Here is a 24876-nt window from a genome sequence, read left to right on the forward strand (position 1 = left end):
GGTCGCGACCTGCCGGCCGCTCGGATCGGATTGCATAGACGCAATCCTCGGGCGCCGCTGTTCGCGGCTTTGAAGCAGATCAAGAATCAGTTCAGCGCTATGATGCACAGCGCCAAGTGCGGCACACCCTCCAGGGTTGCCAACTGCCCCGTTGAAACGGGTCCTTTTGCCCATGGTGGGCATGAGGAAAATGAAGATGAGTAATCCACGGAAATGGCGCGCCAAGGCCCGCACCGGCGCGCCCAACGCACGTCAGAAGAGAAACGGGTTGTATCTGGACGCCCATCCATTCTGCCACCACTGCCACTGGCGGCTATCTAAAGAAGCGCATCACCGGCTGCCGAAGAAGCACAAGCTGCGATACGATTGGAGATACATGGAAGCGCTCTGTCGCCGCTGCCACATCGTTGAGCACCAGCAGGCCAAGCTGACGATCGTGATCAACCGCTAGGACTCGAAAGGCGAACCCCTTCTCCGCCGTCAGGGGACGATCCCCCGGCGGCGATGAAGGCAACGCCGGCGTCTGAGAGCGCCGTTATCATACTTTCGACCGAAGATGCGGCAACAACGCTCCCGCTTTCGAACCGGCGGACCGTTGCCACGCCGATCCCGGCGCGATGCGCCAGATCCTGCGCCGACCAGTCAAGCAAAGCCCTGGCGGCCCGACATTGCTCAATTCGCATCATCTGATCGCATTTATATCAGTTCGCGCTTGTTCGCCACTGTTCGTGATGATATGAAAACGATCATCAGCCGGCTGGGTAAGGAGATTAGGCCCTCCAAACCCAGCCTAACCACCACGATCGTAAGGAGATCGAGAATGGCTAAGCACACCCTATCGCCCAACATGCGCCCGGCCAAGGTTGCCCGCGCGACTTCTTCCATCAGCGCGACAACGGCCTCGGCCGTCGACATGGCACGCCAGCATCTGCGGTCTGGCAACCCAAGCTCATATGCCCGCCTGTTGGCCGGTCAGCATCGCGCGTCCACGGCCCGGCAGCAGGGCGCAATCGAAGCGATCATTGCCGCCGACGCATGTCAGAGCCTGTTCACACGGCACGCCACCAACAGCTGCCTCATGGCGCGGGAGGGCTGATCCAATGACTGCAGAGACAACCCGCCGAGCCTTGCTCGGCGCAATGGCCACCGCCCCCGCGGGGTTGGTAGCGACACCGGCATTTGCAGCCGCATCGAGCGGCATCGAAGCTAGCTTCACGGAGTGGAAGGCTGCGCGCAAAGCCTGCGACACCGCTACCGAAGGTTGGGAGGACGACCACCCCGGCTGGAAGCGCATGTCAGATGCCGAGGACATAATCCTCGACACCCGGCTGACGGGCGCACGCGTCGCTGAAATGCGACTGTGGATCGGCCTCGCGTTCAATGCCGACACGACCCGTCAATGCGAAGCCATCTGGAGCGAGGATTTTGGCTGGATGCTCGCCAACGTCGATCAGTTCGACTCCTCCGAATATCGAATGATCCTGGCGATCAAAGCACTGCGTGGGGAGAAGGTCGCATGACGACACAGACCACCCGCCGCGGCCTGATCGGTGGCGCTGGCTTGGCCGGTGTCGCGCTGTTCGACCCATTTAGCGCGTCCGCTGCCAGCACCGGCCCCGACGCCGGCAGCATGGCATTTCGCGCGGCTCTTGACGCCAACGACGCGGCTAAACGTCGCTTCAATAGCCTGCCCGCCGACCTCGAAACGACTGACGAGGAGCAATTTAAGCGCGAAGAAGACAGCATGACTGCGGCCGTGACTCATGCCGACGCAGCCGTGCCCACGACATGGGGCGAATATACGCGGCTGATCGAGCATATGACGGACGGTGGCCATTTCGGCATCGATGGCGGCAATGCCAAACGCCTGACGGAATATGCCAAGCGGCTGCTAGCGCAGGGGAGCCGCTGAGATGGCGGCACAGATCCGCCAGGGGACAGCTTCTTCATCCCCCACATTCAGCCCCGCCGGTTGGCTCCACTCGCTCGTGCAGATCGGCGGCGGCTATGCTTTGGCCGCAGATCGCAAACTCTGGCTCGTCGTGAAAGACTGCCCGGGCGACGAACTCACGTCCGTCATGGCGCAGATCGTGGGCCGGCCCGACCGCCAGGAAGCCATCCGTATGATGATCGAACGCCGACAGAACGGCGAGGTGCATTGATGCCCCGGTTGATCGTCACATCGCCCCAGCGGCCGGCTGCCCCTCGGCCCTGGCATCGTCCCCGCCCTCGCCGCGTTTGGACGCGTCGTGACCCATTGGCAGCGGCCGTCATGCTGGCGGCGATCCCGTCATTGTCGCGGGCGGGGTTGGCGCAGCTCACCATGCGCATGATCGATCGCATGGACGAAATCGACGGCGATCCTGACTTCGAGCTTCACGGCGATGAGCGGGATGGATCAATGGGGGAAGACGATTTTCATATGCAGAACCAGAACTGGATGCTCCACCCCGGTTGTCCGCTGGCCGACCCCAGCGAGGACAGCCACGATTTCGAACAGGATGATACGTACGAATAGCACCGCACTCTCGCCGGCGGCATCGCCCCGGCAGCTACGGCACCAGCCCGTCGCCCGGAGAACCCGGTCGGCGGGTTTGGCGCGTGTTCATCGGTTCCAAGACAGCCACAACCTGTCGGAGCAATACGGACCTGACTGGTGGATCCCGCTTTACCGCCGTGCTTTTCCGACGCTGATGTCCGCAGTGGCTGTGTCAGAGGATGGCTGGGCGCAGCGTGGCGGGATCGATCGCCTGCTGACGCTGGCTTGCGGGCGCACGTTTACGGTCGATGAGAAGATCCGGACGCAGGACTGGCCCGACGTTCTGCTCGAGCGCTGGTCGGACGAGGCGCGGCGGTCACCGGGTTGGGTCCAGAAGCCGTTGGCCTGTGATTTCATCGCGTATGCCTATGCACCGGCTGCGACCTGCGTCCTGCTGCCCGTGCCGGCGCTACAGCGTGCCTGGCGTCAGCATGGGCGGCAGTGGATCGGGCTGTATGGGACTAGGCGGGCGGCGAACCAAGGCTATACGTCGGTCAGCGTGCCAGTGCCGCGTGGGGTCCTGATGCAAGCGATCGTGGAGGCGATGTTCGTGAGTTAATTGGCTTCACCGGCAATGTAGCGTTGGCCCGGATGCTTGACCATCTCCGGATACTTGTGTCGGAGTTGCCCTTCGCGAACCATACGATACAGATACTTATTTGAGATGTAGTGAGCCGTGCGGCCGAGCAGGTTCGCAATCTCTTCTGCCGAAAGGGCGCGCCAAGCGCACAGATCGATCAGTAGGCTCTCCATATCTGCCGGTTCGATGCGCTTGCCGGTAGCTTGGAAGCGTGCACGGAGGTGTGTGGGCATCTCCGCGCGGTTGGCATGACGTCCTTTTGGAGCCAGTCCACTAGGCCTAGCATGCATGTCAGCATCGTGGCTAAGAACGCGTTCCCGCATCACCTGACCCGGGACATAGTACGTTCGGGAACCACCGCCGCGATCTTCTAATATATCTTGCTCACGGAGCTTGCGGAGGCTCTTACTTGCAGAGAGGGTGTCGGCTTGGGTTAGGCTGCGGTATGCTGAATTATCGATAGCCCCGACTTCGCGGACGAAAATTATTGCTCGCATCTGGTCTTCGGTAAGTTGGAAAGCCGTGAAGCCGGCCAACCATTCCCAATCCCGCTCACTCAGGAAATGATGAAAAAGAAATATGCCAGTGAACTCATCGTTATCTCTGTTCGAACTAAAGGTTGGTGCCGATAATCCGTGGCTCGACATGATGTCTCGCATGACACGTAAGCCACTTCCCTTCGTCTCGGCAAACCGGGTTTCGTGTAGGATCTCTGCAATGTGCGGGTTGCGCAGCGCGGAGCCTGGCTCCCCAAAGCGTTCCTGAGATTTTAACGAGTAACCGGGGTTTCTTATCTCCACCCTGTTAGAGTAGCGAATAACCTGAACAGGTTGCGCCGTTTGATAACTTCTATGCATAATCGAGTTTACAACCGCTTCACGTATTACTCGTGCAGGTACGATTGGAACGTCGGTTCTTTGTCCAGAAGCGTCATCTACGCGGAAGGTTTTTGGCAGATCATCAAGGATGGCTGCCATGATTCGCGGAAGAAGCGAAAACATCGGCCCCCGCATGTCGAGAGATTCGAACCGATGGTCGTTACCAGACACCCAGTCCTTGCCTGGTACTCGGATGTAGTCGACGCGGTGCGCGGGGACCACTCGCCTTAAAGCTGATGCTTTGCCAAAAACAAGTAATCCAGTTGCGGTTACAACATAATCACCGGCGCGCCTGCTTACTGCGCCTAAAGCGTGTAGCACTTCCTCATTCGACCAATTGAGTTCCTCGGCATCCGGATTTGCTTCTCCACGCGCCCGTCGGTAAGCCTCGACCGCTTCTAAATCGATGTCGTCCCATGTCACTCCCTCGATCACCAGCGAGTCATAGGCCTCCTGCGCTTTAGACTGAAAGAAACCAGTTAGGTCGTCATCAGTGCAGTGCTGATCTGTCGAACCTATACGGCGCAATGCCCCGCGGGGTAAACCCATACCCTTAAAGTAAAGGGGTCTTTGGCTTGAGCTTAGCTCCGGAACGTCAACTCGCACAACCACTTTACCGCCTATCAGCTCCCGGCTGACATCAACACGCACAGGCGAGTTAAACTTCGAAGCGCAGCCGCTAGCAATGTCAGAGCTCACCTTATCGGGATCGTCGACTCCAACAGCCACATATTGGGGAAAGAGGTTGAGCTGCTCTTTCTCAACGCCGAGTAGGATTGTGCCACCTTCAAGACCTGGTTCGTTGCTCATTGCGCATATCGTCTCGAAGACAGACTTACCTACGTCTCCGGCACTAGCGCTTTTTGCTTCGAGATGCTCAGTCTCGTCGGCCTCATTCAATTCCTGAATGAGCTCGGCTGTCGTTTTGGCGCTGATCATGACTCTCCATAACCAATAAGCTAGCATGCATGCTAGCTGAAATTGACGACCTGACTTAGCATAGTGGCCATGACCATCGTGATCCACGCACCAGCTTACCGACGCTCACGCCGCATATAATATCCTGCGGATCCGTCGAAGCTGGCTGGCTCAATCAAAACCGTATGACATTGGCCCATACGCAATGGGCCGGGGGAATGTTGCCGACCCTACAAGTGTCGAAACGGTAGCTCGTGGGAAAGATCTCCGGGCGGCAACCGACGATCGTTAGAATGCTGTCGCTTCAGCTATGCCTCGTCGTTGGAGATTGGCTTGTTCGACGCCATGCGCACCGGCTTTCCTATAACAGCGCGGCCGGGTGGCCATCGCCGGGCAATGCAGCGATCCTTTGCCACCCTCGCGACCGTGACCGCGTTCCCCTGATTACCCCCGAGAACATGATATGCCCGGGCGTCTTCCCCAACGTAAAAGCCGACATGCCCGCCGCCCGGTCGTTTGAAGACGAGGATTGCGCCAGGTGCCAAGCGTTCGGGGCGGAGCGCCTGCCCCCAGGTCGACCAAGACATTGCCCGCACGGCGATAGCCGCAGGATCAATGCCGTCCTCATCCAAGCAGAGGGCAACGAACACGCCGCACCAAGGGACGCTGTCGGCGTTGTAGATCATCCCAAGGACCTTTGTGCCAAGACGCTTCGCCCAGCCCAGAATGGTCGAGCTGTTCGCCGATCCCGCCGCTTCCTTGGTTCCCAGCTTTGCCCGTGCCGCTTTCAGCCACTTCGGCTCGTTCGCCACTATGATCTCGCTTCAGTTCTGCACGGGTAGAGTGGCAGCCATCGCGCCACATGGACTGTGAGGCGATGGCTAACCGGCCGTTCCACCCTACTGATAACCGCCGTTTTCCTCGCGCTCTTTGGCAGCGTCCTCCTGTACCTTTTCCATTTCCTCTGCCTCTTCGGCGGAGCTTGCGTCGTCGGTTTTTGGATCGTCGATCATGGTCATCTCCTCGCCTGTCTAACGCGCGGCGCAGCTTTCGGGGGCAACCGTTCGTTACCACCGCCGTGTCCATGATGCCGGGCGCAATGCGGGAGACGACCATGCGATTCGTTCAGATCGAGACGCTGCCCTCGGGCAAGGCGCTGGTGGACATCGACAAGCTGACCCATGCGGTGCCCGAAGGTGAGGGATCGCGCCTGTTCCTCGGGGCACAGCACATCGACGTGCCGCATTCACTGGCTGAACTTGAAAACGTCCTAGCTGGCCGCGAACGCACCGACGATGGCGAGAACAGCAGGGCGGGGTTCGGTGTGCGCTAGACGCGGACGGATCAGTGCGCGACGCCTAGTCGATTAACCCCGCATACCGCCGCACGCTCTCTGCCGTGATGCGGGTTTCGCCCGCCGGGCGCTCCAGCTTGCCGGCGTTGATCAGCTTGTAGACCGTGGTGTGGCTGATCGCGAGCGCGGCCTCGGTCTGCTTGACCGTCAGCAACAACGCGCCGGAGTGCAGCGCGCTCAGGTCTAGTGCTCCGCGCTGTCGAGTTGGCCTAGGGGACGGTACGTCGGCTGGATCCTCGTCGGCAACACGTGTTTGTTCGACGGCGACGCGCTTTGGGGCTGCCTTTACACGTGACGCTGGTCGCTGCTGATTAGACAGGCGTTCAATATCGTCCGCATGGAAGGCGATACCCGTGACGTGTAAGGCAGGCGTACCACCAACCAGATCGGACCCGGCTAGGCGAACAGTGCCGCCGCCCCAGACATCCGAGTCCACTCCGCCGCAGATCATGCGCTCCCAAGCCGCAGAAGCAACAGCGCCACCGCGAACGCAGGTGCGCTCACCCCGCGTGTTGATCGTAACCTGCACCTGAGCGTACGATCTCACCAGCCCCGCGGCTGCGTGATCCCTTATCAGCTTGGCCGCATCATCGACGCCCGCCGCCTTGATCACCTCGATCGCCTGCTTAGGCGTCAGCGCGTATTGGTCGGTCACTGCCCCCTCGACTTATGATTGCTCGATCGGAATGATCGTATCAGGTCCAGTCGCTACGGCGTTTGTCTCGCCGGAGAGCCCGCGAAACTTCACGATCTCGTCACAACGAACGTCGTTCAGGAGAAACTCACGGTTGACCGAGCGTCCTGGCAATATGTTGGTGATGCCCGTCTTGCCCGTGGATAGAACCTGCCCCTCTGCGTTCAGCGCTTCCGTGTCGATCTGAATGAAAGGGGTGCGCTCACCGGTATCGGCGGTGTTCTTGGCCGTGATGTAGACCTTGCAACCGTAACGGTCGAGCTGGTCTAACTGCGTAACCGCTATCTGAATTGATCCAGCAGGCAGGCTGTCGAGCGACGTGGACGATGAGCGCGCACTACCTCCCGACGTGGACGTCGTCGTTGGCTGCGAGCAGGCGGACACAAGTGCAATCAGGCCAAACAGATAAAGTCGCATTCAATCCTCCCTCAATGCCAGCGCTGTACTCAATGAGCGTCAGGCTGACGGATCATCGATCAACAAACGAACCGTCTGCACACGCAAGATCCACACGCGCTGCGATCCACACAGCCGGAAATAGCGAGAAGAGGTTGCCAGCTGGTAAGCGCCGGGCGACCGCGCCTGTTCATCATTGTTCGCGGTGATACGCCGCCATAATGGGGAGCGAAGTGGTGGTGAGCATCACGCTGACCAACCACTTTAGCCATTAATCTCAACCGCTTAGCGCGGGAGAAATGGTGCCCGGAAGAGGACTCGAACCTCCACGACCTTGCGATCGCCAGCACCTGAAGCTGGTGCGTCTACCAATTCCGCCATCCGGGCACTGGGTAGGCCGCGCCCTCTATGGGGCTTCGGAATCCTTGTCAACACACCATCTGCTTGTCGTCTGCGATCGGGTCGGGCAAGGGAGCGCGCAGACGAGACGAAGTAAGGACGGGTTGGCATGACGGACAGACTGGTGACGCTGATCGGGGGCGGCGGGTTCCTCGGCCGCTATGTCGCGCAAAGCCTGTTGCAGGCGGGCGTCCGCGTCCGGGTGGCGCAGCGCGATCCGCGCGCGGCGTTCTTCCTGAAACCGCTGGGTGGTCTTGGCCAGACCCAGTTCGTCGCCGCCGACATCAGCCGGCCGGACACGATCGCGCAGGCCATCGCCGGGGCCGATGCGGTGGTGAACCTGGTCGGCGTGCTGGCCGGCGATTTCCAGCGCTATCATGTCGATGGCGCACAGGCCGTCGCCAGGGCCTGCGCACAGGCCGGTACGCGCGCGCTGGTGCATGTGTCGGCAATCGGTGCCGATAGCGCCTCAGCGTCCGCCTATGGCCGCTCCAAGGGCGATGGCGAAGCCGCGGTGCGCGCCGCCTTCCCCGCCGCGACCATCCTGCGCCCCTCGATCGTGTTCGGGCGCGAGGACCAGTTCGTCAATCGCTTCGCCGGCATGATCCAGTCGTCGCCGGTCGTGCCCGTGCTGCGCGCGCCCGTGAAGTTCCAGCCGGTGTTCGTCGGTGACGTCGCCGCCGCGATCACGCGCGCGGTGTCGGAGCCGGATGCGTTCGCCGGCCGGACCTATGACGTGGGCGGTCCCGACATCATCACGATGGGTGCGCTGATCCGCTGGATCGCCGCCGCGATCGGCCGCAGCCCCACGATCCTCGAACTGCCCGACATGGCCGGCGCGATCATCGCCAAGCTGGGCTTCCTGCCCGGCGCGCCGATCAGCCAGGATCAGTGGCAGATGCTGCAGACCGACAATGTGGTCGCGCCCGGCGCACAGGGACTGGCCGCATTCGGCATCACCCCGACGCCGATGGCGGCGATCGCGCCCGACTGGCTGGTCCGCTATCGCAAGGCCGGCCGCTTCGGCCGTCGTGCCGCCAGCATCGCCTGATAACCCCGCCCGGCACCGCCGGGATCGTCACGCGCCGGCCGGAGCCTGTCCATGTCGCATATCCTGATCGTCATCCTCCTCGGCATCGTCGAGGGGGTGACCGAATTCCTGCCGGTATCGTCGACCGGCCACCTGATCCTGGCCGGGGCGATCCTTGGCTTTCACGGCGAATCGGCCGGCACGTTCGACATCGTGATCCAGCTGGGCGCGATCCTGGCGGTGCTGGCCCTGTACTGGCGGCGGTTCTGGGACGTGGCGGTCGGCCTGTTCGGGCTTCAGGCCGGGGCGCTGGCCTTTACCCGCAACCTGGCGCTGGCCTTCCTGCCCTCGGCCGTCATCGGCATCCTGGTGTACAAGTCGGTCAAGGCGCTGCTGGAAAGCCCGACCGTGGTCGCGGTCGCGCTGATCGTCGGCGGCGTCGCCATTCTGGTGATCGAGCGACTGGTCAAGGCACCGCGCGTCCGGTCGGTGGAAACGATGCCATGGACCACCGCGCTCGGCATCGGCATCGCCCAGTGCCTGTCAATGATTCCGGGGGTCAGCCGGTCGGGCGCGACGATCATGGGGGCGCTTGGGATGGGCGTCGAACGCAAGACGGCGGCCGAGTTCAGCTTCTTTCTCGCGGTGCCGACCATGCTCGCGGCGTCAGGATACGACCTGTACAAGAATGGTGCGGCACTGGGTCAGGGCGAATGGACCTCGATCGCCATCGGCTTCGTCGTATCGTTCGTGGTGGCGCTGGTCGTGATCCGCTGGTTTGTCGGCATCGTCGGCCGCTACGGCTTTGCGCCCTTTGCCTGGTACCGGATCATCGCCGGCACGATCGCGCTGATCGCATTGCAATTTTAAATGGCCGTTTCGGTCATAGTTTTTGGCAGACACGATTGACTGCGAGCCGCTCGCAACTTGCCAATGGTTTATTGGGACAGCATAGCTTTCCTATACGTCGATTCTCTCGTGACAGAGCCTCCTGCGCGCAATAAGAGGCGTGCAGGAGGCCGATATGGCGACGGAATCGATGCTGAAGTTCGTGGACCGCACGCAGGCCTATCCGGCCAAGCGATCGGCTGACCTGCGCGCGGAGGATTTTCGCGAAATCGCGGATCGCTACGCTGTCCAGTCGGCGGAGGATCAGGCCGGGCGCTGCTCGCAGTGCGGCGTGCCCTATTGCTCGGTCCACTGTCCGCTGCACAACCACATCCCCGACTGGCTCCGCCTGACCGCCGAGGGGCGGCTGCGCGAGGCGTATGAGTTGTCGAACGCCACCTCGACCATGCCCGAGATCTGTGGCCGCATCTGCCCGCAGGACCGGCTGTGCGAGGGTAATTGCGTCATCGAGTTTTCCGGGCACGGCGCGGTCACGATCGGCTCGGTCGAAAAGTTCATCACCGATACCGCCTGGGAAAATGGCTGGGTCGAACCGCTGGTGCCGGGCCGCCCACGCGGCCAGTCGGTGGGCGTGATCGGCGCAGGGCCGGCGGGTCTGGCGGCGGCAGAATATATGCGCGGCTACGGCTATGACGTGCACGTCTATGACCGCCACGACCGCGCCGGCGGGCTGCTGACCTATGGCATCCCCGGGTTCAAGCTGGAAAAGCCCGTCGTGATGCGCCGGGTAGAACGGCTGAAAGCGGCGGGTATCGTGTTTCATGAGGGCTTCACGGTCGGCGACGACGCGACGCTCGACGAATTGCGTCAGCGCCACGACGCGCTGCTGATCGCGACCGGCGTGTACAAGGCGCGGGCGATCGACGTCGACGGCGCGCAGGCGCACGGCGTGGTCGAGGCGCTGGATTACCTGACCGCGTCGAACCGCAAGAGCTTTGGCGACCATGTCCCCGCCTTCGAGGACGGCCGTCTGAACGCCGAAGGGCGCAACGTCGTGGTCGTCGGTGGCGGCGACACCGCGATGGACTGCGTCCGCACCGCGATTCGCCAGGGCGCGACGTCGGTAAAGTGTCTGTACCGACGCGACCGCGCCAATATGCCGGGGTCGCAACGCGAAGTCGCCAACGCGGAAGAAGAGGGCGTCGAGTTCGTCTGGCTCTCCGCCCCGCAGTCGTTCGACGGTGGCGACACCGTATCCGGCGTATCGGTGCGGAAAATGCGGCTGGGTGCTCCCGACGCCAGCGGCCGCCGCGCGCCCGAGGTCGATCCCGGCGGCGATTATGCGGTCGAGGCCGATCTGGTCATCAAGGCGCTCGGCTACGATGCCGAGGATCTGCCGACGCTGTTCGGCGCGCCCGAACTGGGCGTCAGCCGCTGGGGCACCGTGCTGGTCGACGGCAAGACGCTGATGACCAGCCTCGACGGCGTATTCGCGGCGGGCGACATCGTCCGCGGTGCCTCGCTGGTCGTCTGGGCGATCCGCGACGGCCGCGACGTGTCGGCGACGATGCACAAGTGGCTGAAGGCCAAGGCGGTTCGCGAGAAGGTGGCGGCGTGACGATCGGAAAACTTCGGCAAATTGCCATGATGGCGGTCGGTGCGGCATTGGCCACCGTACCGCTCGCAGCGGCCGGACAAGCATCGCCTGAGCCATCGTCGGGAACGGTATCGTCCGCTGCAACGCTTGTTCAGCTTCTGAAGCTGGACGGCGTTCTGGACACCATGTTCCGGCAACTGACCCCCATGATGACCGCGCAGATCATGGCGGCGCTGACACAGGCCCCGAACGCACCCGCGGCAACCAAGACAATCGTCGCTAACCCGGCGATGCGGGCAAAGGCCGCCGCCATCATGAGCGAAGAGATCATGAAGTCGCTGCGCAAGCGCTATCCCGAAATCGCGGCCGCAACCGCGCGACAATATGCCGCAACACTGAGCGAAGCGGATTTGCAGGCCGCAATCGCTTTTTACCAGACGCCGACCGGCCAGCGGATGATTGCGGCACAGCCCAGGCTCCAGGCCGCGCTGAGCGAGCAGGGTAAAATCATCGGAGCAGCGGCCGGTGCCGAGGCGGTCCCTGCTGCTATTCTCCGCATTGATGCCCTGCCCACGACAGCGGCACCAACCACTCCTGCCAAGCAATGATGTCGAGCGAGGCCAATATGACCGACCAGCGCACCTATCTCGCCAAGCATGGCATGTACCGGCCCGAGTACGAGGGCGATGCCTGTGGCGTCGGCCTGGTCGCGGCAACCGACGGCAGCGCGTCGCGCCGCGTCGTGCAGTCGGCGATCGACGCGCTGAAGGCGGTGTGGCACCGCGGCGCGGTCGATGCCGACGGCAAGACCGGTGACGGCGCCGGCCTGCACATCGACCTGCCGATCCGCTTCTTCGACGATTGCGTCGCGGCCAGCGGGCACAAGGTCGCGCCGAACCGGCTGGCGGTCGGCATGATCTTCCTGCCGCGCACCGATCTTGGCGCGCAGGAGCATTGCCGCACGATCGTCGAATCCGCGATCATCGAGGCGGGCTACACCATCTATGGCTGGCGTCAGGTGCCCGTCGACGTGTCGGTCATCGGCCAGAAGGCGCAGGCGACCCGGCCCGAGATCGAGCAGATCATGATCGCCGGGCCGATGCCCGAGGAGGTCAGTGCCGCGGAGTTCGAGAAGAACCTCTACCTCGTCCGCCGCCGGATCGAGAAGCGCGTCATCGCCGCGCAGATCCAGGGTTTCTACATCTGTTCGCTGTCGTGCCGGTCGATCATCTACAAGGGGCTGTTCCTCGCCGAATCGCTGTCGGTGTTCTATCCCGACCTGACCGACCAGCGGTTCGAATCGCGCGTCGCGATCTTCCATCAGCGCTATTCGACCAACACCTTCCCGCAATGGTGGCTGGCGCAGCCGTTCCGCTGCCTGGCGCATAACGGCGAGATCAACACGATCCGCGGCAACAAGAACTGGATGCTCAGCCACGAGATCCGGATGGCAAGCCTCGCCTTTGGCGACAATTCCGAGGACATCAAGCCAGTGATCCCGGCCGGCGCATCCGATACCGCCGCGCTGGACGCGGTGTTCGAGGCGATCTGCCGCTCTGGTCGCGACGCCCCCACCGCCAAGCTGATGCTGGTGCCCGAGGCCTATATCGGTAATCCCGAGGTGCCGGAAAACCACGCGTCGATGTATCAGTATCTCGCCTCCGTCATGGAGCCGTGGGACGGACCGGCCGCGCTCGCCATGACCGATGGCCGCTGGGCCGTCGCGGGCATGGATCGCAACGCGCTGCGCCCCTTGCGCTACACCCGCACGTCGGACGGACTGCTGATCGTCGGATCGGAAAGCGGGATGGTCGTGGTGCCGGAAAGCACGATCATCGCCAAGGGCCGGCTGGGGCCGGGCCAGATGATCGCGGTCGACCTGGACGAGGGGATCGTGCTGGAGGATCGCGCGGTCAAGGACCGGATCGCCGGCGAGGCCGACTATGCCAGCATGATCGGCGAGTTCCTGACGGTCGACGACCTGTCGGGCGACACCGACGTCATGCGCTACGACCGCGCCGAACTGGCGCGCCGCCAGGTCGCGGCCGGCCAGACGCTGGAGGACATGGAGCTGATCCTGTCGCCGATGGTCGAGGGCGGCAAGGAAGCCATCGGTTCGATGGGCGACGACACGCCGCTGGCGGTCATTTCCGACAAGCCGCGCCTCATCAGCCAGTTCTTCCGCCAGAACTTCAGTCAGGTCACCAATCCGCCGATCGACCCGCTGCGCGAACGCTACGTCATGTCGCTCAAGACGCGGTTCGGCAATCTGGCCAACATCCTCGACACCGAGGATCGCCAGACCCGTGTGCTGGTGCTCGATTCGCCGGTGCTGACCTGCGCCGACTGGACCCGGCTGAAGACGCATTTCGGATCGTCGGTCGCCGAGATCGACTGCACGTTTGAGGCCGATGGCGGCCCCGAACGCCTGCGCGCGGCGATCCAGCGGATCCGCAACGAGGCCGAACAAGCGGTGCGGCAGGGCAAGAGCGAGTTGTTCCTGACCGACGAGGCGGTGTCCGAAGGGCGCGTCGCGATCGCCGGGGTGCTGGCGGCGGCGGCGGTGCATACGCATCTCGTCCGCCGGGGTCTGCGCTCCTATGCCTCGGTCAACGTCCGCACCGCCGAGTGCCTCGACACGCATTATTACGCGGTGCTGATCGGCGTCGGCGCGACGACGGTGAACGCCTATCTGGCCGAAGCGGCGATCGCCGACCGCCATGCGCGCGGCCTGTTCGGCGACCTGAGCATCGACACCTGTCTGGAGCGGCACCGGACCGCGATCAACGAGGGCCTGCTGAAGATCATGTCCAAGATGGGCATCGCGGTCATCAGCTCCTATCGCGGCGGCTATAATTTCGAGGCGGTCGGCCTCAGCCGCAGTCTCGTCAACGACCTGTTCCCCGGCATGCCGGCCAAGATCAGCGGCGAGGGGTATGCCTCGCTGCACTACAGCGCGATCGTCCGGCACGAGGCGGCGTTCGACGCCGGCGTCGTCACCCTGCCGATCGGCGGCTTCTATCGCCAGCGCAACGGCGGCGAGACTCATGCCTATTCGGCACAGCTGATGCACCTGTTGCAGACCGCCGTCGCGACCGACAGCTATTCGAGCTACATGCAGTTCTCGCGCGGCGTCGCCGACCTGCCGCCGGTATACCTGCGCGACCTGTTGCAGTTCAATTTCCCCGCAGAGGGCGTCGCGGTCGACCAGGTCGAGGCGATCACCGAAATCCGCAAGCGGTTCGTCACGCCGGGCATGTCGTTGGGCGCGCTCAGCCCGGAGGCGCACGAGACGCTGGCGATCGCGATGAACCGGATCGGCGCAAAGGCCGTGTCCGGCGAGGGCGGTGAGGACGTCCTGCGCTACAAGCCGTACGAGAATGGCGACAACGCCAATTCGGGGATCAAGCAGATCGCGTCCGGCCGCTTCGGCGTCACGGCGGAATATCTGAACGCCTGCGAAGAAATCGAGATCAAGGTCGCGCAAGGGGCCAAGCCCGGTGAGGGCGGGCAGCTGCCCGGCTTCAAGGTGACCGAGTTCATCGCCAAGCTGCGCCACGCGACGCCGGGCGTGACGCTCATCAGCCCGCCGCCGCATCACGACATCTATTCGATCGAGGATCTCGCGCAGCTCATCTACGACTGCAAGCAGATCAACCCGCGTGCGCGCGTCTGCGTGAAGCTGGTGTCGTCGGCTGGCATCGGCACGGTGGCGGCGGGCGTGGCGAAGGCGCATGCCGACGTCATCCTGGTGTCCGGCCATGTCGGCGGCACCGGGGCCTCACCCCAGACCAGCATCAAATATGCCGGCACGCCGTGGGAAATGGGCCTGTCGGAAGTCAACCAGACGCTCACCCTGAACGGCCTGCGCGGTCGCATCAAGCTGCGCGCCGATGGCGGCCTCAAGACCGGACGCGATATCGTCATCGCCGCGATCCTGGGGGCCGAGGAGTTCGGCATCGGTACGCTCAGCCTCGTCGCGATGGGCTGCATCATGGTGCGTCAGTGCCACAGCAATACCTGCCCGGTCGGGGTGTGCGTGCAGGACGAACGCCTGCGTGCCAAGTTCACCGGCACGCCGGAAAAGGTCATCAACCTGATGACCTTCATCGCCGAGGAAGTCCGCGACATCCTAGCGCGGCTGGGCGTCCGTAGCCTCGACGAAGTGATCGGCCGGACCGAATTCCTGCGGCAGGTCAGCCGCGGGGCCGAGCATCTCGACGATCTCGACCTCAACCCGATCCTCGCCAAGGTCGACGCCCCCGACGACCAGCGCCGGTTCAGCCTGACGACGTGGCGCAACGAGGTGCCCGACAGCCTGGATGCACAGATCATCAAGGATGCGGCCGCCGTCTTCAGCCGTGGCGAAAAGATGCAGCTGACCTATTCGGTGCGCAACACCCACCGTGCGGTCGGTACTCGCCTGTCGAGCGAGATCACCCGCAAATTCGGGATGAGCAAGCTGGCCGACGGGCACGTCACCATCCGTCTGCGTGGAAGCGCGGGGCAGAGCCTGGGCGCATTCCTGTGCAAGGGCGTGACGCTGGAGGTATTCGGCGATGCCAACGACTATGTCGGCAAGGGCCTGTCGGGTGGCACGATCATCGTCCGGCCGGCGGTGTCGTCGCCGCTGGCCAGCCAGGAGAATACGATCGTCGGCAATACCGTGCTGTACGGCGCGACCTCGGGCAAGCTGCTCGCGGCAGGTCAGGCGGGCGAACGGTTCGCGGTGCGCAATTCGGGCGCGACCGTGGTGGTCGAGGGCTGCGGCGCGAATGGCTGCGAATACATGACCAATGGCATCGCGGTGGTGCTGGGCGAGGTCGGGGCCAATTTTGGCGCCGGCATGACCGGCGGCATGGCCTTCATCTACGATCCGAACGACCGGTTCGCAGGCCGCGCCAACCCCGAGAACATCGTGTGGCAGCGCCTCGCCTCGCTCCACTGGGCGAGTGTCCTGCACGACCTCGTGCGCGACCATGCCGCCAAGACCGACAGCAAATGGTCCAAGGGGCTGCTCGACGACTGGGACCGGGTGGCGGGCCAGTTCTGGCAGGTCGTGCCCAAGGAAATGCTGACGCGCCTGTCGCACCCGCTGGACGACACGCCCGAGGTGGAAGCGGCGGAGTAACGTCGCGGATGGAATGGGGGGCGACGGTACACGGTCGCCCCCTACCGTCCCTGCGCGCGCCAGCGGCGGATGGTGCGGTCGATGATCTGGTCCTCGTCGCCGACATCGCGCCACAGTTGGGAGAACAGTGGGTCGCCGGACGCCGGGCGCTTGTCGGCGTCCAGCGCATCGAACGCCACGCGGATCGGCACCGCGACGCCCTCGCCGCACATGATGCACTCGCGGTTGCGCAGCGCGGGGATCGAATCGAGGAAACCGCGCGCGCCCTCGGGCATCGCCGCGCGGACGAACTGCTGATCGCGATCGTTGTTCAGGCGCATGGCGATGATCGTGCCGCACTGTGACAGCACGCCTTCGGCCAGATCCGACGGACGCTGGGTGATGAGGCCCAGGCTGACGCCGTATTTGCGCCCTTCCTTGGCGATGCGCCCCAGGATCCGGCCGACCGAGGAGGTCGCATCACGGTCGCTCGGGATGTAGCGATGCGCCTCCTCGCAGACGAGCAGGATCGGGCGCTGCGGTTCGTTGCGCGACCAGATCGCGAAATCGAACGTCATCCGCGCCAGCACCGCGACCACGACCGAGGTGATCTCGGACGGCACGCCCGACACGTCGATGATCGAGATCGGCCGGCCGTCGCCGGGCATGCGGAAAATCCGCGCGAGGAACGCGGCCATCGTATCGGCGACCAGCATGCCGGAGAACATGAAGCCGTAGCGCGGATCCGCCTTCACCTCGTCGATCTTGGTCTTCAGCCGCTGATAGGGGGTGCTGTCGCCGGCGCGGTCGATCTTGCCCATTTCCTGCGAAATCAGATTGGTCAGATCGCTGAGCAGATAGGGGATCGGCGCATCGACCGTCAGTTTCGGGATCTCCTGCCCGATCCGGCTCTTGCCCTTGGCGGCAAGCAGGCATTTGGCGAGGATATCCGTTTCCAGCTGCCGCTGCGTGCCGGAGGAGGTGACGAACACCTCGCAATGCTCCTCGAAGTTCATCAGCCAATACGGCATCGCCAGATTGTTGACGTCGAACAGCGCGCCATTGCCCTTGAACGCGGCCGAATATTCGCCGTGCGGGTCGATCATCACGACATGGCCCTGCGGCGCGAGGTCGCAGATGCGGTGCAGGATCAGCGCGGCGGCGGTCGACTTGCCCGTGCCGGTCGACCCGACCAGTGCGAAATGCTTGCCGAGCATCGCATCGACATACAGCGCAGCGCGAATGTCGTCGGTCGGATAGACATGGCCGACCTCGATATGCGCGCGGTCGTCGGCGGCATAGATCTGCTGCATGTCGGCGGTCGTCACCGGAAACATCTCGCAGCCCGGTGTCGGATAGCGGGTGACACCCCGCCGGAACCGGTGCAGCCGGCCGGTCAGCCGCTCCTCGTCGCCTTCACCCAGAAAATCAATATCCGCCGTGATGCGGTCGCCCCCGGCCGCCAGATCGAGAGACACCGCGCGGACATTAGCCAGCAGCCAGCAATTGCCGACCCGCATCTTGACCTGCGTGCCGACCTGCCCGGCCGCTGCGACCGATGGATCGGGATCGGTAGAGGCCGCCACCATCGCCGCCCGGTCAAACAGCGCGCGACTGCTCGATCCCGCGATCGCGAGGACGATGCCGACCGGCGTCGTCGCCGCGCTGGCGGGCGAATCGAACACGCTATGTCCGGACATGTCGTTCATACAGCGGGTCACCGGCCTTTCGTGGGCCAGTCTATGCGCATGAATGGTAAAGAATATGGTCGGTTTCGGATCAGACCCGCCGCGCGATCGCGCCGGCCGCCCAGCCAAGGCCGACCGACAGCGCGACGGCAACAAGCCCGTACCAGACCGACGACCGGTCGGCGGCGCGCGCGACGAACCGTTCGAATCCCGATTTGCGGATGTCGATGTCGCGCACCGCCGCCGCCAGCACGCGGCCATCGCGGATCAGGAACGTCTCCGCGGTAAAGCGGCCGACCGGCACGCGCGCCGGGATCGACACACGCGCACGGTACAGCACGCCGTCGGTGATCTCGACCGCGCAGGGAGCCTCGTAATACAGGCCGGCGCGTTTCTTCAGGTCGACCAGCCCGCGCTGGAACCGTTGCTGCACGTCAGGCGCGATGCTGCTGGCCGGCGACAATTGCAGGCTGTCGAGGCCCAGTTCGTAGATCGCCCGCGTCCGGTCATCGACCAGTTGGGTGATCGGCCGCGACGTGGCGATGGCGTAGAAGGACGGGGCGGAGCGATAGCGCGCACGCGCGGCGTTGACCCAGATGCCGGCGACCTTTTCCTTCTCGCGCACCAGGATCGACTGGGTCGGCCCCTTCACCACCACCACAATATCGGTCGGCTTGTCGTCATCCGGCAAACGACCGCCGGGGTAGAGGATCGCGCCGAACAGCAGCAGCTCGGCCCCGGTAAAACTGTAGACAATCTCGATATCACGCTGTGACACGTCGGGGACCAGCACCGGCTTGGCCTGTGCCATCACCAGCGGGGCAAGGGCCAGCAGCCAGATCCGCTTCACGACAACGCCACCGAATAGATGTCCTCTGGCCGCCAGACGAGGCCCAGCAACACCCGCAACCCGACCAGCAGAACCATGACCGCCAGCGCAAGGCGCAGATATTCCGGCCGCACCGTGTTCGCGAACCGTGCGCCCACCTGTGCCCCCGCGACCGACCCGATCAGCAGCAGCGCCGCCAGCACGATATCGACCGCCTTGGTCGTGGTCGCGTGGACCATCGTGGCGACCGCGGTTACGAACAGCGTCTGGAACAGCGACGTGCCGACGACGACGCTGGTTGCCATGCCCAGCAGATAGATCATCGCCGGCACCAGGATGAACCCGCCGCCGATCCCCAGCAGGATCGTCAGGATGCCGACAAAGAACCCGAGGATCAGCGGGGCCAGCGGGGAGATGTACAGGCCCGACGCATAGAAGCGCGTGCGGAACGGCAGGGCGGCGACCAGCGGATGGTGATGCCGCTTCTTCGGGCGCGTCGGCCGGCCGGTCTTGCGGACCCAGATCGCCTGCACCGATTCGCGCGCCATCATGCCGCCGATCGACCCCAGCATCAGGACGTAGACGATGGCGATGACGGTATCGATCTGCCCCGATTTCTGAAGCCAGTTGAACAGCCACGCGCCCGCGAACGACCCGACGATACCGCCGGCGACCAGCACCCCGCCCATCTTCACGTCGACGCCCTTGCGGCGGAAATGCGCGAACACGCCGGAAACGCTCGCCCCCGTCACCTGGCTGGCGGACGACGCGGCGGCGACCGTCGGCGGGATGCCATAGACGATCAGCAACGGCGTGGTCAGGAACCCGCCGCCGACGCCGAACATGCCCGACAGCAGGCCGACGCCACCGCCCAGCAGGACAATGACCAGCGCGTTGACCGACAGGTTGGCGATGGGAAGGTACAGATCCATGGACCGCCGGGTTACCCGCTTGCGTGTGTTTGCGAAAGCATCAGAAATCGGTGCCGATCGAAAGCGCCGGGCCGGACCCCGGCCGCGCGTCACCGGCCACGCGTTCGCGCCAGTCTAGCGTCAGCCGCAGGCTGCGACGCGCCACCGGCACGACGATCCCCAGCGACGGACCGACGTCGAGCCGTGCGGCCCCGCGCTGCGCCCCACCCCAGCTGCCCATCCCCAGGTCGAAACGGATATCGCCCGCCTCGGCGATCGGATGGGCGATCCGCACGGCCCCGTCGGCAAACGCTTCCACCCCGCCGCGCGCGATCGCGCCGGCCTGACCATAGGCCTCCAGCCGCAGGCGACCGGCGATCGGTGTCGGGTTGATGCCACCGACCAGCCCAACCATCGGCCCGCCGCGCCCGCCATCCAGCGCGAAGCGATGTTCGGCGACGATCCGCACCGGCAGGCGGGTCGGTCGCCAGTCGATGCCGATCGCCGCCTCCCGCCCCGCACCTTCCAGCGGGGTCGTCAGGCGCATGGCCAGCGCCAGCCGCCGCGCGGTTCCCAGGGCATAGGCGATGCGCACCCCGGCCTGTGCGCCGCCCAGCCGGCTGCCGATTACCGACGGAGCCATGCCGCCGCCACGCAGGATCGCCCAGCCGCTGCCGCTCCACCGCGACTCGGGGCGTCGTCGTCCGTCGGGACGGCTGACCGGATCGGACGGTGCGACGGGCCCAAAGGGATGCGGCACCAGCACCGGGCCATCGGCACGATCCGCTGGCGCTGGCGGCATTGCCCGTGCCCCCTGGGCGAACAGTCTGCGGGGTGCCGGCTCCCCGACCCGGTGTGGTCGCTGCGGCAGGGACTGCGGCGATGGCATCCGCACCGACATGGAAGCGGACGGCCCCTTCCTCGCCTTTGCGATCGGCACGATATCGCGAATCAGGTCGGTCATCGTCGCGGCATTGGGCCACAGCAGGACGACGCGCGCGACCGCCCAGCCGCCCACCGTCAGCCCCAGAAACCGCAAAGGTCGGCTGATGCTCACGATCCGGCGATCGCCTGCACATCGTCGGGAAAGGCGTGGGCGGTCTTGTCCCAGACCGGCGGCGCCCCGCGCAACATGGCGATGTAGCGGATCACCGCCCGGCGCGCGGCGAACAGCGCGATATAGTTGCCGACCAGCAGCCGCGGAATCGCCCACAACCCCTCGCGCGGGCCGTACACCCGGGTCGTGAACGCCATCCGCATCGCCAGTCGCCAGCCGAGCAGCGCTGCATTGGTGCCAGCCAGCCATCCCAGCCACGGCCCCGGTGACGGCACCGCCGATCCGGTCGCCAGATGCAGCAGCAGCGACACCGCCCACAACACCATCGACAGATACGCGGTCGCCATCACCAATATGGCCAGCGGTGCGCGCCGGTCCCGCATCCGCATCCAGTGATCGCCGATCGCCCGCGCCCGCGCCCAGCCCGTCCGGTCCCAGCCGGCCAGCGCGATGCCGATCATCCAGCGCGCCTTCTGGCGGACGGCCGCCCCGACCGAATCGGGAAAATAGGCGCGCGTGGCCACCACCGGCCCGCCGGGTGATTCCTCAACCCGTGCGAAGATGCCGCGACCGCCCAGTTCGGCAATCCGCAGGCCAAGTTCATAATCCTCGGTCAGACTCTCCGAATCGAACGGCTTGCCCCCGCGCATGGCGGCGATCCGTGCCAGCATCGGCGTGGCGATGGCACAGCCCACCCCGGCCAGCGGCAATCCCGCGCCAAGCGCCCCGCGCACGACCAGCTGCTTACCGTGCGACTCGGCGAACTCGTCCGCATAAGTGCCGGACACCAGCCGACCATGCCGGCTGATGAGCGGCAGCACCGGGATCTGGACGACGGCATGGCGATCAATCAGCCGATCGACCACCTGCAATTCGAGGGGATGGACCAGATCCTCGGCATCGTGCAGCACGACCGCCCGGGTCGGGCCATCCCGGGCATCATCGGCGACCATCGCGGCCCAGACGACGTTCAGGCAATCGGCCTTGGTGGTCGGGCCGCCATGCGGCAGGATGACGTGCCGCAACCGGGGTTCGGTCCGGGCGATCCGGGCGACGGCCTCCACCGTTCCGGGATCATTCGGATAGGTGCCGACATACAGCCGGTAATCGGGATGGTCGTAGCGGGCGAATGCGCTGGTCAGCATGTCGCCGATCACCGCCACCTCGTCCCATGCGGCGACGAACACCGCCAGCCGGCCGGCATGGGGGGATGCCGGCAGATCCTGCATCGCCAGACGGGATGGCGCAGCCCGCCCAACCCGGACGACGGCATAGATGGCGTCGACCAGCAGATCGTCGATACCGCCAATCAGAAACCCGAACGCCGCGAACAGCATCACTTCATGCAGCACCACATCGAAACCGTCGACGAACCCCGTCATTCGCGCCAGCCCCCCGACGTTTGCCTATGGTATCAAGGCAATAGGAGGACAGCGCAATGCACATTGCAGTGCGCGCGGCGGCATCGACCTGTACTTTTCTTGCAACGTGCCGATTTTGCCGCGAACCAAAGGCCCGACCGCGCGTTGCGGCTTGTGATCCCTTTCCCTTTCCGGGGATCTGTGCCGGTCCAAGCACGGCACGGTCGCGCCGATGCGTAGCACGCGGCGCGACCAACACCGGGCGGTCGATACGGCGGCCGCCCGGAGCTATTGGTGACAGCGCAAGCGGCTTAGCGGTAGAAACCGCGGATCACGTCGACCACGATGCCGCGCCGCGTGTCGACCAGCATCACGTCACCATAATGCCGGACCCACCGCTGATACCCGCGCGCCGGCGGCAGGCGATACCGCCAAGGATCGGCGATCCAGTAGCTGCGCGCATAATAGGGCTGGCCAATCCGCAGGCCGGGGCGGAAGGTCTGATAGCGGAACGGCGCGCGCCAGTTGCCACGGGCGTACAGCGCCTGGTTCCGGTCCCGCCATCCGCGCCAGTCATTGCGGCCGAACCGGCGGTTACGGTCGTTCAGGTCCTCGCGATATTCCTGCCGCGCCTCCCGCACATCGCGGCGCTCGTCGCGGATGTCGCCGCGATCGCCGAAACGGCGGGCCTGGTTCAGTTCGCGCTGTTCCTGGCGGATGTCGCGCCGGTCGCGACGCAGCTCGGCGTTGGACTGAGCCGATGCCACGGCCGGGAACGCGGCGGCGGCCATCAGGATGGTCGTGATCAGTGTACGCATGATCGTCTCCCTTGAGCATGACGGCGGCGGACCGGAGTCCATGCCGCCTTGCCAGGGGATATGCCTGCCCTCGCCTGAACGATCCGCGAACGTCGCGGTCAGCAAAGCGACAGGAGGGCAGACGACCGTGCCGGTCGGGTCCGGGCGATTATGGGCGGGTGCGTCCCGAACCGCCGCCGCCCTGCTGGCCGCCGCCGGCGGCACCCGGCGCACCGACCGAACCGATGTTGCCGAACAGATCCTGGAAGAACCCGCGGCCGCGTCCGGCGGTCGCCGTCTTGTCGCCGCTCGGGCTGATGCTCACGACCTGATCGACGCCGCCACGACGGACGCCAGTAACGGTCCCGGCCTTGTCGAAGCTGATCTGCAACGTGATCTGGGACACCGGGCGCGGATTGCGGAACGCGAAGTTGCGGCTGTCGCGCGCGATATAATACCAGTCGCCCTGATCGAACTGACCGGCGAAGCTGGGCTTGCCCAGGGTCTGGAGAACCGACTGGCGATTATCGACGCCCGGCTGGACCGAGTTGACGAGGTCGACATCGACGACATAGCCCTGATGCGACCGAAGCGGAGTGCAGCCGGCCGCCGCGACGAGGCCGAGCATGGCGACCAGCACGATACGTGCGCGGGGCGCTACGCGAAAACGGGACAGGCTCATGATAGTCTCCAGGCGGGCACGCGACCGGACAGTACGGACGCGTTGCGCGATTGCATCCGGTGTCGAACGCCTCGATATGCGAGGACGGGCGGACAGACAAGGCCGCCGGACGAGAGGGTATCGGCTTTGGGCGTATTGAGCGGGCTATTCGGACGACGGCAGGCGGAGGTCGCGCTGCCGCTATACAACGCGGTCGTGCTGCGCGCGCGGGCCGAACACTGGTATCTGGCGGGCGCGGTGCCCGATACCGTCGATGGCCGCTTCGACATGATCGCCGCCGTCCTGTCGGTAGTGCTGATCCGGCTGGAGGGTGACGCCGAGGGCGCGCCGGTCGCCGCCCGGCTGACCGAACACTTTATCGACGACATGGACGGCCAGTTGCGCGAACTGGGTGTCGGCGACGTCGTGGTCGGCAAGCATATCGGCAAGATGATGGGGATGCTCGGCGGCCGCCTCGGCGCGTACCGCGACACCATCGACGGTCGGCATGACGGATCGGCCGCCGCCGGTTTCGACGCGGCACTGGTCCGCAACCTGTATCGCGGCGATGCGCCGGGTGACGCCGCGCTCGCCCATGTTCGCGATACGCTTCTCGCGCTGCACGCCGCGCTGGCCACCACGCCGGTCGCATCGCTCGTGCAGGGCCATCTGCCCGAAGGACCACAGGCATGACCCCCGAATTCAGCCGGACCGAACGCGTCGACACGATCGGCGAGCGGGAGCGCACCGTCACCATCACCGCCGACGCGACCGAGCGCGCGGCGCTGGCCACCCGCTTCGGCCTGCTCTCGGTCGACCGGCTCGATGCCGATTTTGCCGTCCGGCGCGAATCGTCGGGCATCTCCGCGCGCGGACGAGTGACGGCGGCGGTGGTGCAGGCGTGTTCGGTGACGGGCGAACCGCTGCCGGTGCGGATCGACGAGACGGCGGCGCTGCGCTTCGTCGCCGAATCGCCCGATGCCGAGGAAGTCGAGCTGGACAGCGAATCGCTCGACACCATTCCCTATGAAGGCGGGGCGATCGACCTTGGCGAGGCCGCGGCCGAGACGATGGCGCTGGCGCTCGATCCATTCCCGCGTGGCCCCAATGCCGCCGCAACGCTGAAGGCGGCGGGCGTCGTCAGCGAGGATGAGGTGGCGACCGGGCCGCTCGCCGGGCTGAAGGCGTTGCTGGCGAAGAAGTAACAGGGCTGGCGAAGACGTAACGG

27 protein-coding genes and 1 tRNA gene are annotated in these 24876 nt (G+C 65.0%); 15 read left to right on the top strand and 13 right to left on the bottom strand.

Annotated elements, in window-relative coordinates; genetic code table 11:
- The first annotated feature begins 181 nt into the window (after positions 1-181).
- On the top strand, positions 182-451 hold the full coding sequence (locus tag ASE75_RS13925) for an HNH endonuclease (protein ID WP_156340522.1): 270 nt from the start codon (positions 182-184) through the stop codon (positions 449-451).
- Here the strand turns inward: ASE75_RS13925 and ASE75_RS15255 are convergent.
- Positions 441-686 (bottom strand): helix-turn-helix domain-containing protein, encoded by a 246-nt coding sequence (locus ASE75_RS15255; protein WP_082464003.1) that lies wholly within the window; start codon positions 684-686, stop codon positions 441-443. The two genes, ASE75_RS13925 and ASE75_RS15255, sit on opposite strands and share 11 nt — an antisense overlap.
- 134 nt (positions 687-820) lie before the next feature.
- On the opposite strand from ASE75_RS15255, the gene ASE75_RS13935 reads away from it, so the two are divergent.
- The 6 genes from ASE75_RS13935 to ASE75_RS13960 all read left to right on the top strand — a co-directional run bounded on the left by ASE75_RS13935 (position 821) and on the right by ASE75_RS13960 (position 3098).
- Positions 821-1096 carry a hypothetical protein gene (locus tag ASE75_RS13935; RefSeq protein ID WP_156340524.1) on the top strand — a complete coding sequence of 92 codons (276 nt, stop codon included), beginning with the start codon at positions 821-823 and terminating at the stop codon, positions 1094-1096.
- A gap of 43 nt (positions 1097-1139) precedes the next feature.
- Complete coding sequence (locus tag ASE75_RS13940; protein ID WP_162233747.1) at positions 1140-1520, top strand: hypothetical protein; 381 nt, start codon at positions 1140-1142, stop codon at positions 1518-1520.
- Positions 1517-1912, top strand: coding sequence for a hypothetical protein (locus ASE75_RS13945; protein ID WP_055934663.1), 396 nt, complete (start codon positions 1517-1519; stop codon positions 1910-1912). The genes ASE75_RS13940 and ASE75_RS13945 overlap by 4 nt, the downstream gene beginning before the upstream one ends.
- Position 1913: 1 nt before the next feature.
- Entirely contained in the window at positions 1914-2162 is a 249-nt protein-coding gene (locus ASE75_RS13950) for a hypothetical protein (RefSeq protein ID WP_055934665.1), read from the top strand.
- A gap of 110 nt (positions 2163-2272) precedes the next feature.
- Positions 2273-2518: a hypothetical protein gene (locus ASE75_RS13955; protein ID WP_055934667.1), complete on the top strand. Its 246-nt coding sequence runs from the start codon at positions 2273-2275 to the stop codon at positions 2516-2518.
- 76 nt (positions 2519-2594) lie between these two features.
- Positions 2595-3098, top strand: a complete 504-nt coding sequence (locus ASE75_RS13960; RefSeq protein ID WP_235512798.1) for a hypothetical protein — start codon at positions 2595-2597, stop codon at positions 3096-3098.
- On the opposite strand, the gene ASE75_RS15260 is transcribed toward ASE75_RS13960, so the two are convergent.
- Entirely contained in the window at positions 3095-4936 is a 1842-nt protein-coding gene (locus ASE75_RS15260) for an ATP-binding protein (protein ID WP_082464004.1), read from the bottom strand. The two genes, ASE75_RS13960 and ASE75_RS15260, sit on opposite strands and share 4 nt — an antisense overlap.
- A gap of 287 nt (positions 4937-5223) precedes the next feature.
- On the bottom strand, positions 5224-5727 hold the full coding sequence (locus ASE75_RS13970; RefSeq protein WP_055934671.1) for a TIGR02594 family protein: 504 nt from the start codon (positions 5725-5727) through the stop codon (positions 5224-5226).
- A gap of 302 nt (positions 5728-6029) precedes the next feature.
- On the opposite strand from ASE75_RS13970, the gene ASE75_RS13975 reads away from it, so the two are divergent.
- Complete coding sequence (locus tag ASE75_RS13975; RefSeq protein ID WP_156340526.1) at positions 6030-6248, top strand: hypothetical protein; 219 nt, start codon at positions 6030-6032, stop codon at positions 6246-6248.
- Positions 6249-6273: 25 nt separating this feature from the next.
- Here ASE75_RS13975 and ASE75_RS13980 read toward each other — a convergent pair whose 3' ends face one another.
- The 3 genes from ASE75_RS13980 to ASE75_RS13990 all read right to left on the bottom strand — a co-directional run bounded on the left by ASE75_RS13980 (position 6274) and on the right by ASE75_RS13990 (position 7746).
- Entirely contained in the window at positions 6274-6924 is a 651-nt protein-coding gene (locus tag ASE75_RS13980; RefSeq protein WP_055934675.1) for a helix-turn-helix domain-containing protein, read from the bottom strand.
- 12 nt (positions 6925-6936) lie between these two features.
- A complete protein-coding gene (locus ASE75_RS13985) occupies positions 6937-7380 on the bottom strand; it encodes a hypothetical protein (protein WP_055934678.1) in 444 nt (147 codons plus the stop codon).
- A 279-nt stretch (positions 7381-7659) separates the two neighbouring features.
- Positions 7660-7746, bottom strand: a tRNA-Leu gene (locus tag ASE75_RS13990).
- 121 nt (positions 7747-7867) lie between these two features.
- Between ASE75_RS13990 and ASE75_RS13995 the strand changes: the two genes are divergently transcribed.
- From ASE75_RS13995 to gltB, 5 genes are all read left to right on the top strand, one after another.
- Positions 7868-8809: a complex I NDUFA9 subunit family protein gene (locus tag ASE75_RS13995; protein ID WP_055934680.1), complete on the top strand. Its 942-nt coding sequence runs from the start codon at positions 7868-7870 to the stop codon at positions 8807-8809.
- Positions 8810-8854: 45 nt separating this feature from the next.
- Positions 8855-9658: an undecaprenyl-diphosphate phosphatase gene (locus tag ASE75_RS14000; RefSeq protein ID WP_055934682.1), complete on the top strand. Its 804-nt coding sequence runs from the start codon at positions 8855-8857 to the stop codon at positions 9656-9658.
- Between the two features lie 154 nt (positions 9659-9812).
- Positions 9813-11255 carry an NAD(P)-dependent oxidoreductase gene (locus tag ASE75_RS14005; RefSeq protein WP_055934873.1) on the top strand — a complete coding sequence of 481 codons (1443 nt, stop codon included), beginning with the start codon at positions 9813-9815 and terminating at the stop codon, positions 11253-11255.
- Positions 11252-11842: a DUF2059 domain-containing protein gene (locus ASE75_RS14010; protein WP_156340527.1), complete on the top strand. Its 591-nt coding sequence runs from the start codon at positions 11252-11254 to the stop codon at positions 11840-11842. The genes ASE75_RS14005 and ASE75_RS14010 overlap by 4 nt, the downstream gene beginning before the upstream one ends.
- Positions 11843-11859: 17 nt before the next feature.
- Positions 11860-16365 carry a glutamate synthase large subunit gene (gene gltB / locus ASE75_RS14015; RefSeq protein WP_156340529.1) on the top strand — a complete coding sequence of 1502 codons (4506 nt, stop codon included), beginning with the start codon at positions 11860-11862 and terminating at the stop codon, positions 16363-16365.
- Positions 16366-16406: 41 nt separating this feature from the next.
- On the opposite strand, the gene ASE75_RS14020 is transcribed toward gltB, so the two are convergent.
- The 7 genes from ASE75_RS14020 to ASE75_RS14050 all read right to left on the bottom strand — a co-directional run bounded on the left by ASE75_RS14020 (position 16407) and on the right by ASE75_RS14050 (position 23669).
- On the bottom strand, positions 16407-18053 hold the full coding sequence (locus tag ASE75_RS14020; RefSeq protein ID WP_055934685.1) for an ATP-binding protein: 1647 nt from the start codon (positions 18051-18053) through the stop codon (positions 16407-16409).
- A gap of 70 nt (positions 18054-18123) precedes the next feature.
- Entirely contained in the window at positions 18124-18843 is a 720-nt protein-coding gene (locus ASE75_RS14025; RefSeq protein WP_443025354.1) for a TIGR02186 family protein, read from the bottom strand.
- 35 nt (positions 18844-18878) lie between these two features.
- Complete coding sequence (locus ASE75_RS14030; protein WP_055934689.1) at positions 18879-19793, bottom strand: sulfite exporter TauE/SafE family protein; 915 nt, start codon at positions 19791-19793, stop codon at positions 18879-18881.
- 40 nt (positions 19794-19833) lie between these two features.
- The gene (locus tag ASE75_RS14035) at positions 19834-20829 is read right to left on the bottom strand and encodes a hypothetical protein (RefSeq protein WP_055934691.1); all 996 of its coding nucleotides are present in this window, start codon (positions 20827-20829) and stop codon (positions 19834-19836) included.
- Positions 20826-22211 (bottom strand): glycosyl transferase family protein, encoded by a 1386-nt coding sequence (locus ASE75_RS14040; protein WP_082464007.1) that lies wholly within the window; start codon positions 22209-22211, stop codon positions 20826-20828. Before ASE75_RS14040 ends, ASE75_RS14035 begins: the two co-directional genes overlap by 4 nt.
- Positions 22212-22501: 290 nt before the next feature.
- Positions 22502-23008, bottom strand: a complete 507-nt coding sequence (locus ASE75_RS14045; protein WP_055934693.1) for an RcnB family protein — start codon at positions 23006-23008, stop codon at positions 22502-22504.
- 148 nt (positions 23009-23156) lie between these two features.
- Complete coding sequence (locus tag ASE75_RS14050; RefSeq protein ID WP_055934695.1) at positions 23157-23669, bottom strand: outer membrane protein assembly factor BamE; 513 nt, start codon at positions 23667-23669, stop codon at positions 23157-23159.
- 126 nt (positions 23670-23795) lie between these two features.
- Here ASE75_RS14050 and ASE75_RS14055 point away from each other — a divergent pair, with 126 nt between their 5' ends.
- Both ASE75_RS14055 and ASE75_RS14060 read left to right on the top strand, forming a co-directional pair.
- Positions 23796-24341, top strand: coding sequence for a ubiquinol-cytochrome C chaperone family protein (locus tag ASE75_RS14055; protein ID WP_055934697.1), 546 nt, complete (start codon positions 23796-23798; stop codon positions 24339-24341).
- Positions 24338-24853 (top strand): DUF177 domain-containing protein, encoded by a 516-nt coding sequence (locus tag ASE75_RS14060; protein ID WP_055934698.1) that lies wholly within the window; start codon positions 24338-24340, stop codon positions 24851-24853. The genes ASE75_RS14055 and ASE75_RS14060 overlap by 4 nt, the downstream gene beginning before the upstream one ends.
- The last annotated feature ends 23 nt before the right edge of the window (positions 24854-24876 follow it).

The sequence above is a fragment of the Sphingomonas sp. Leaf17 genome (genome assembly GCF_001421505.1).
Classification (GTDB): Bacteria; Pseudomonadota; Alphaproteobacteria; order Sphingomonadales; family Sphingomonadaceae; genus Sphingomonas.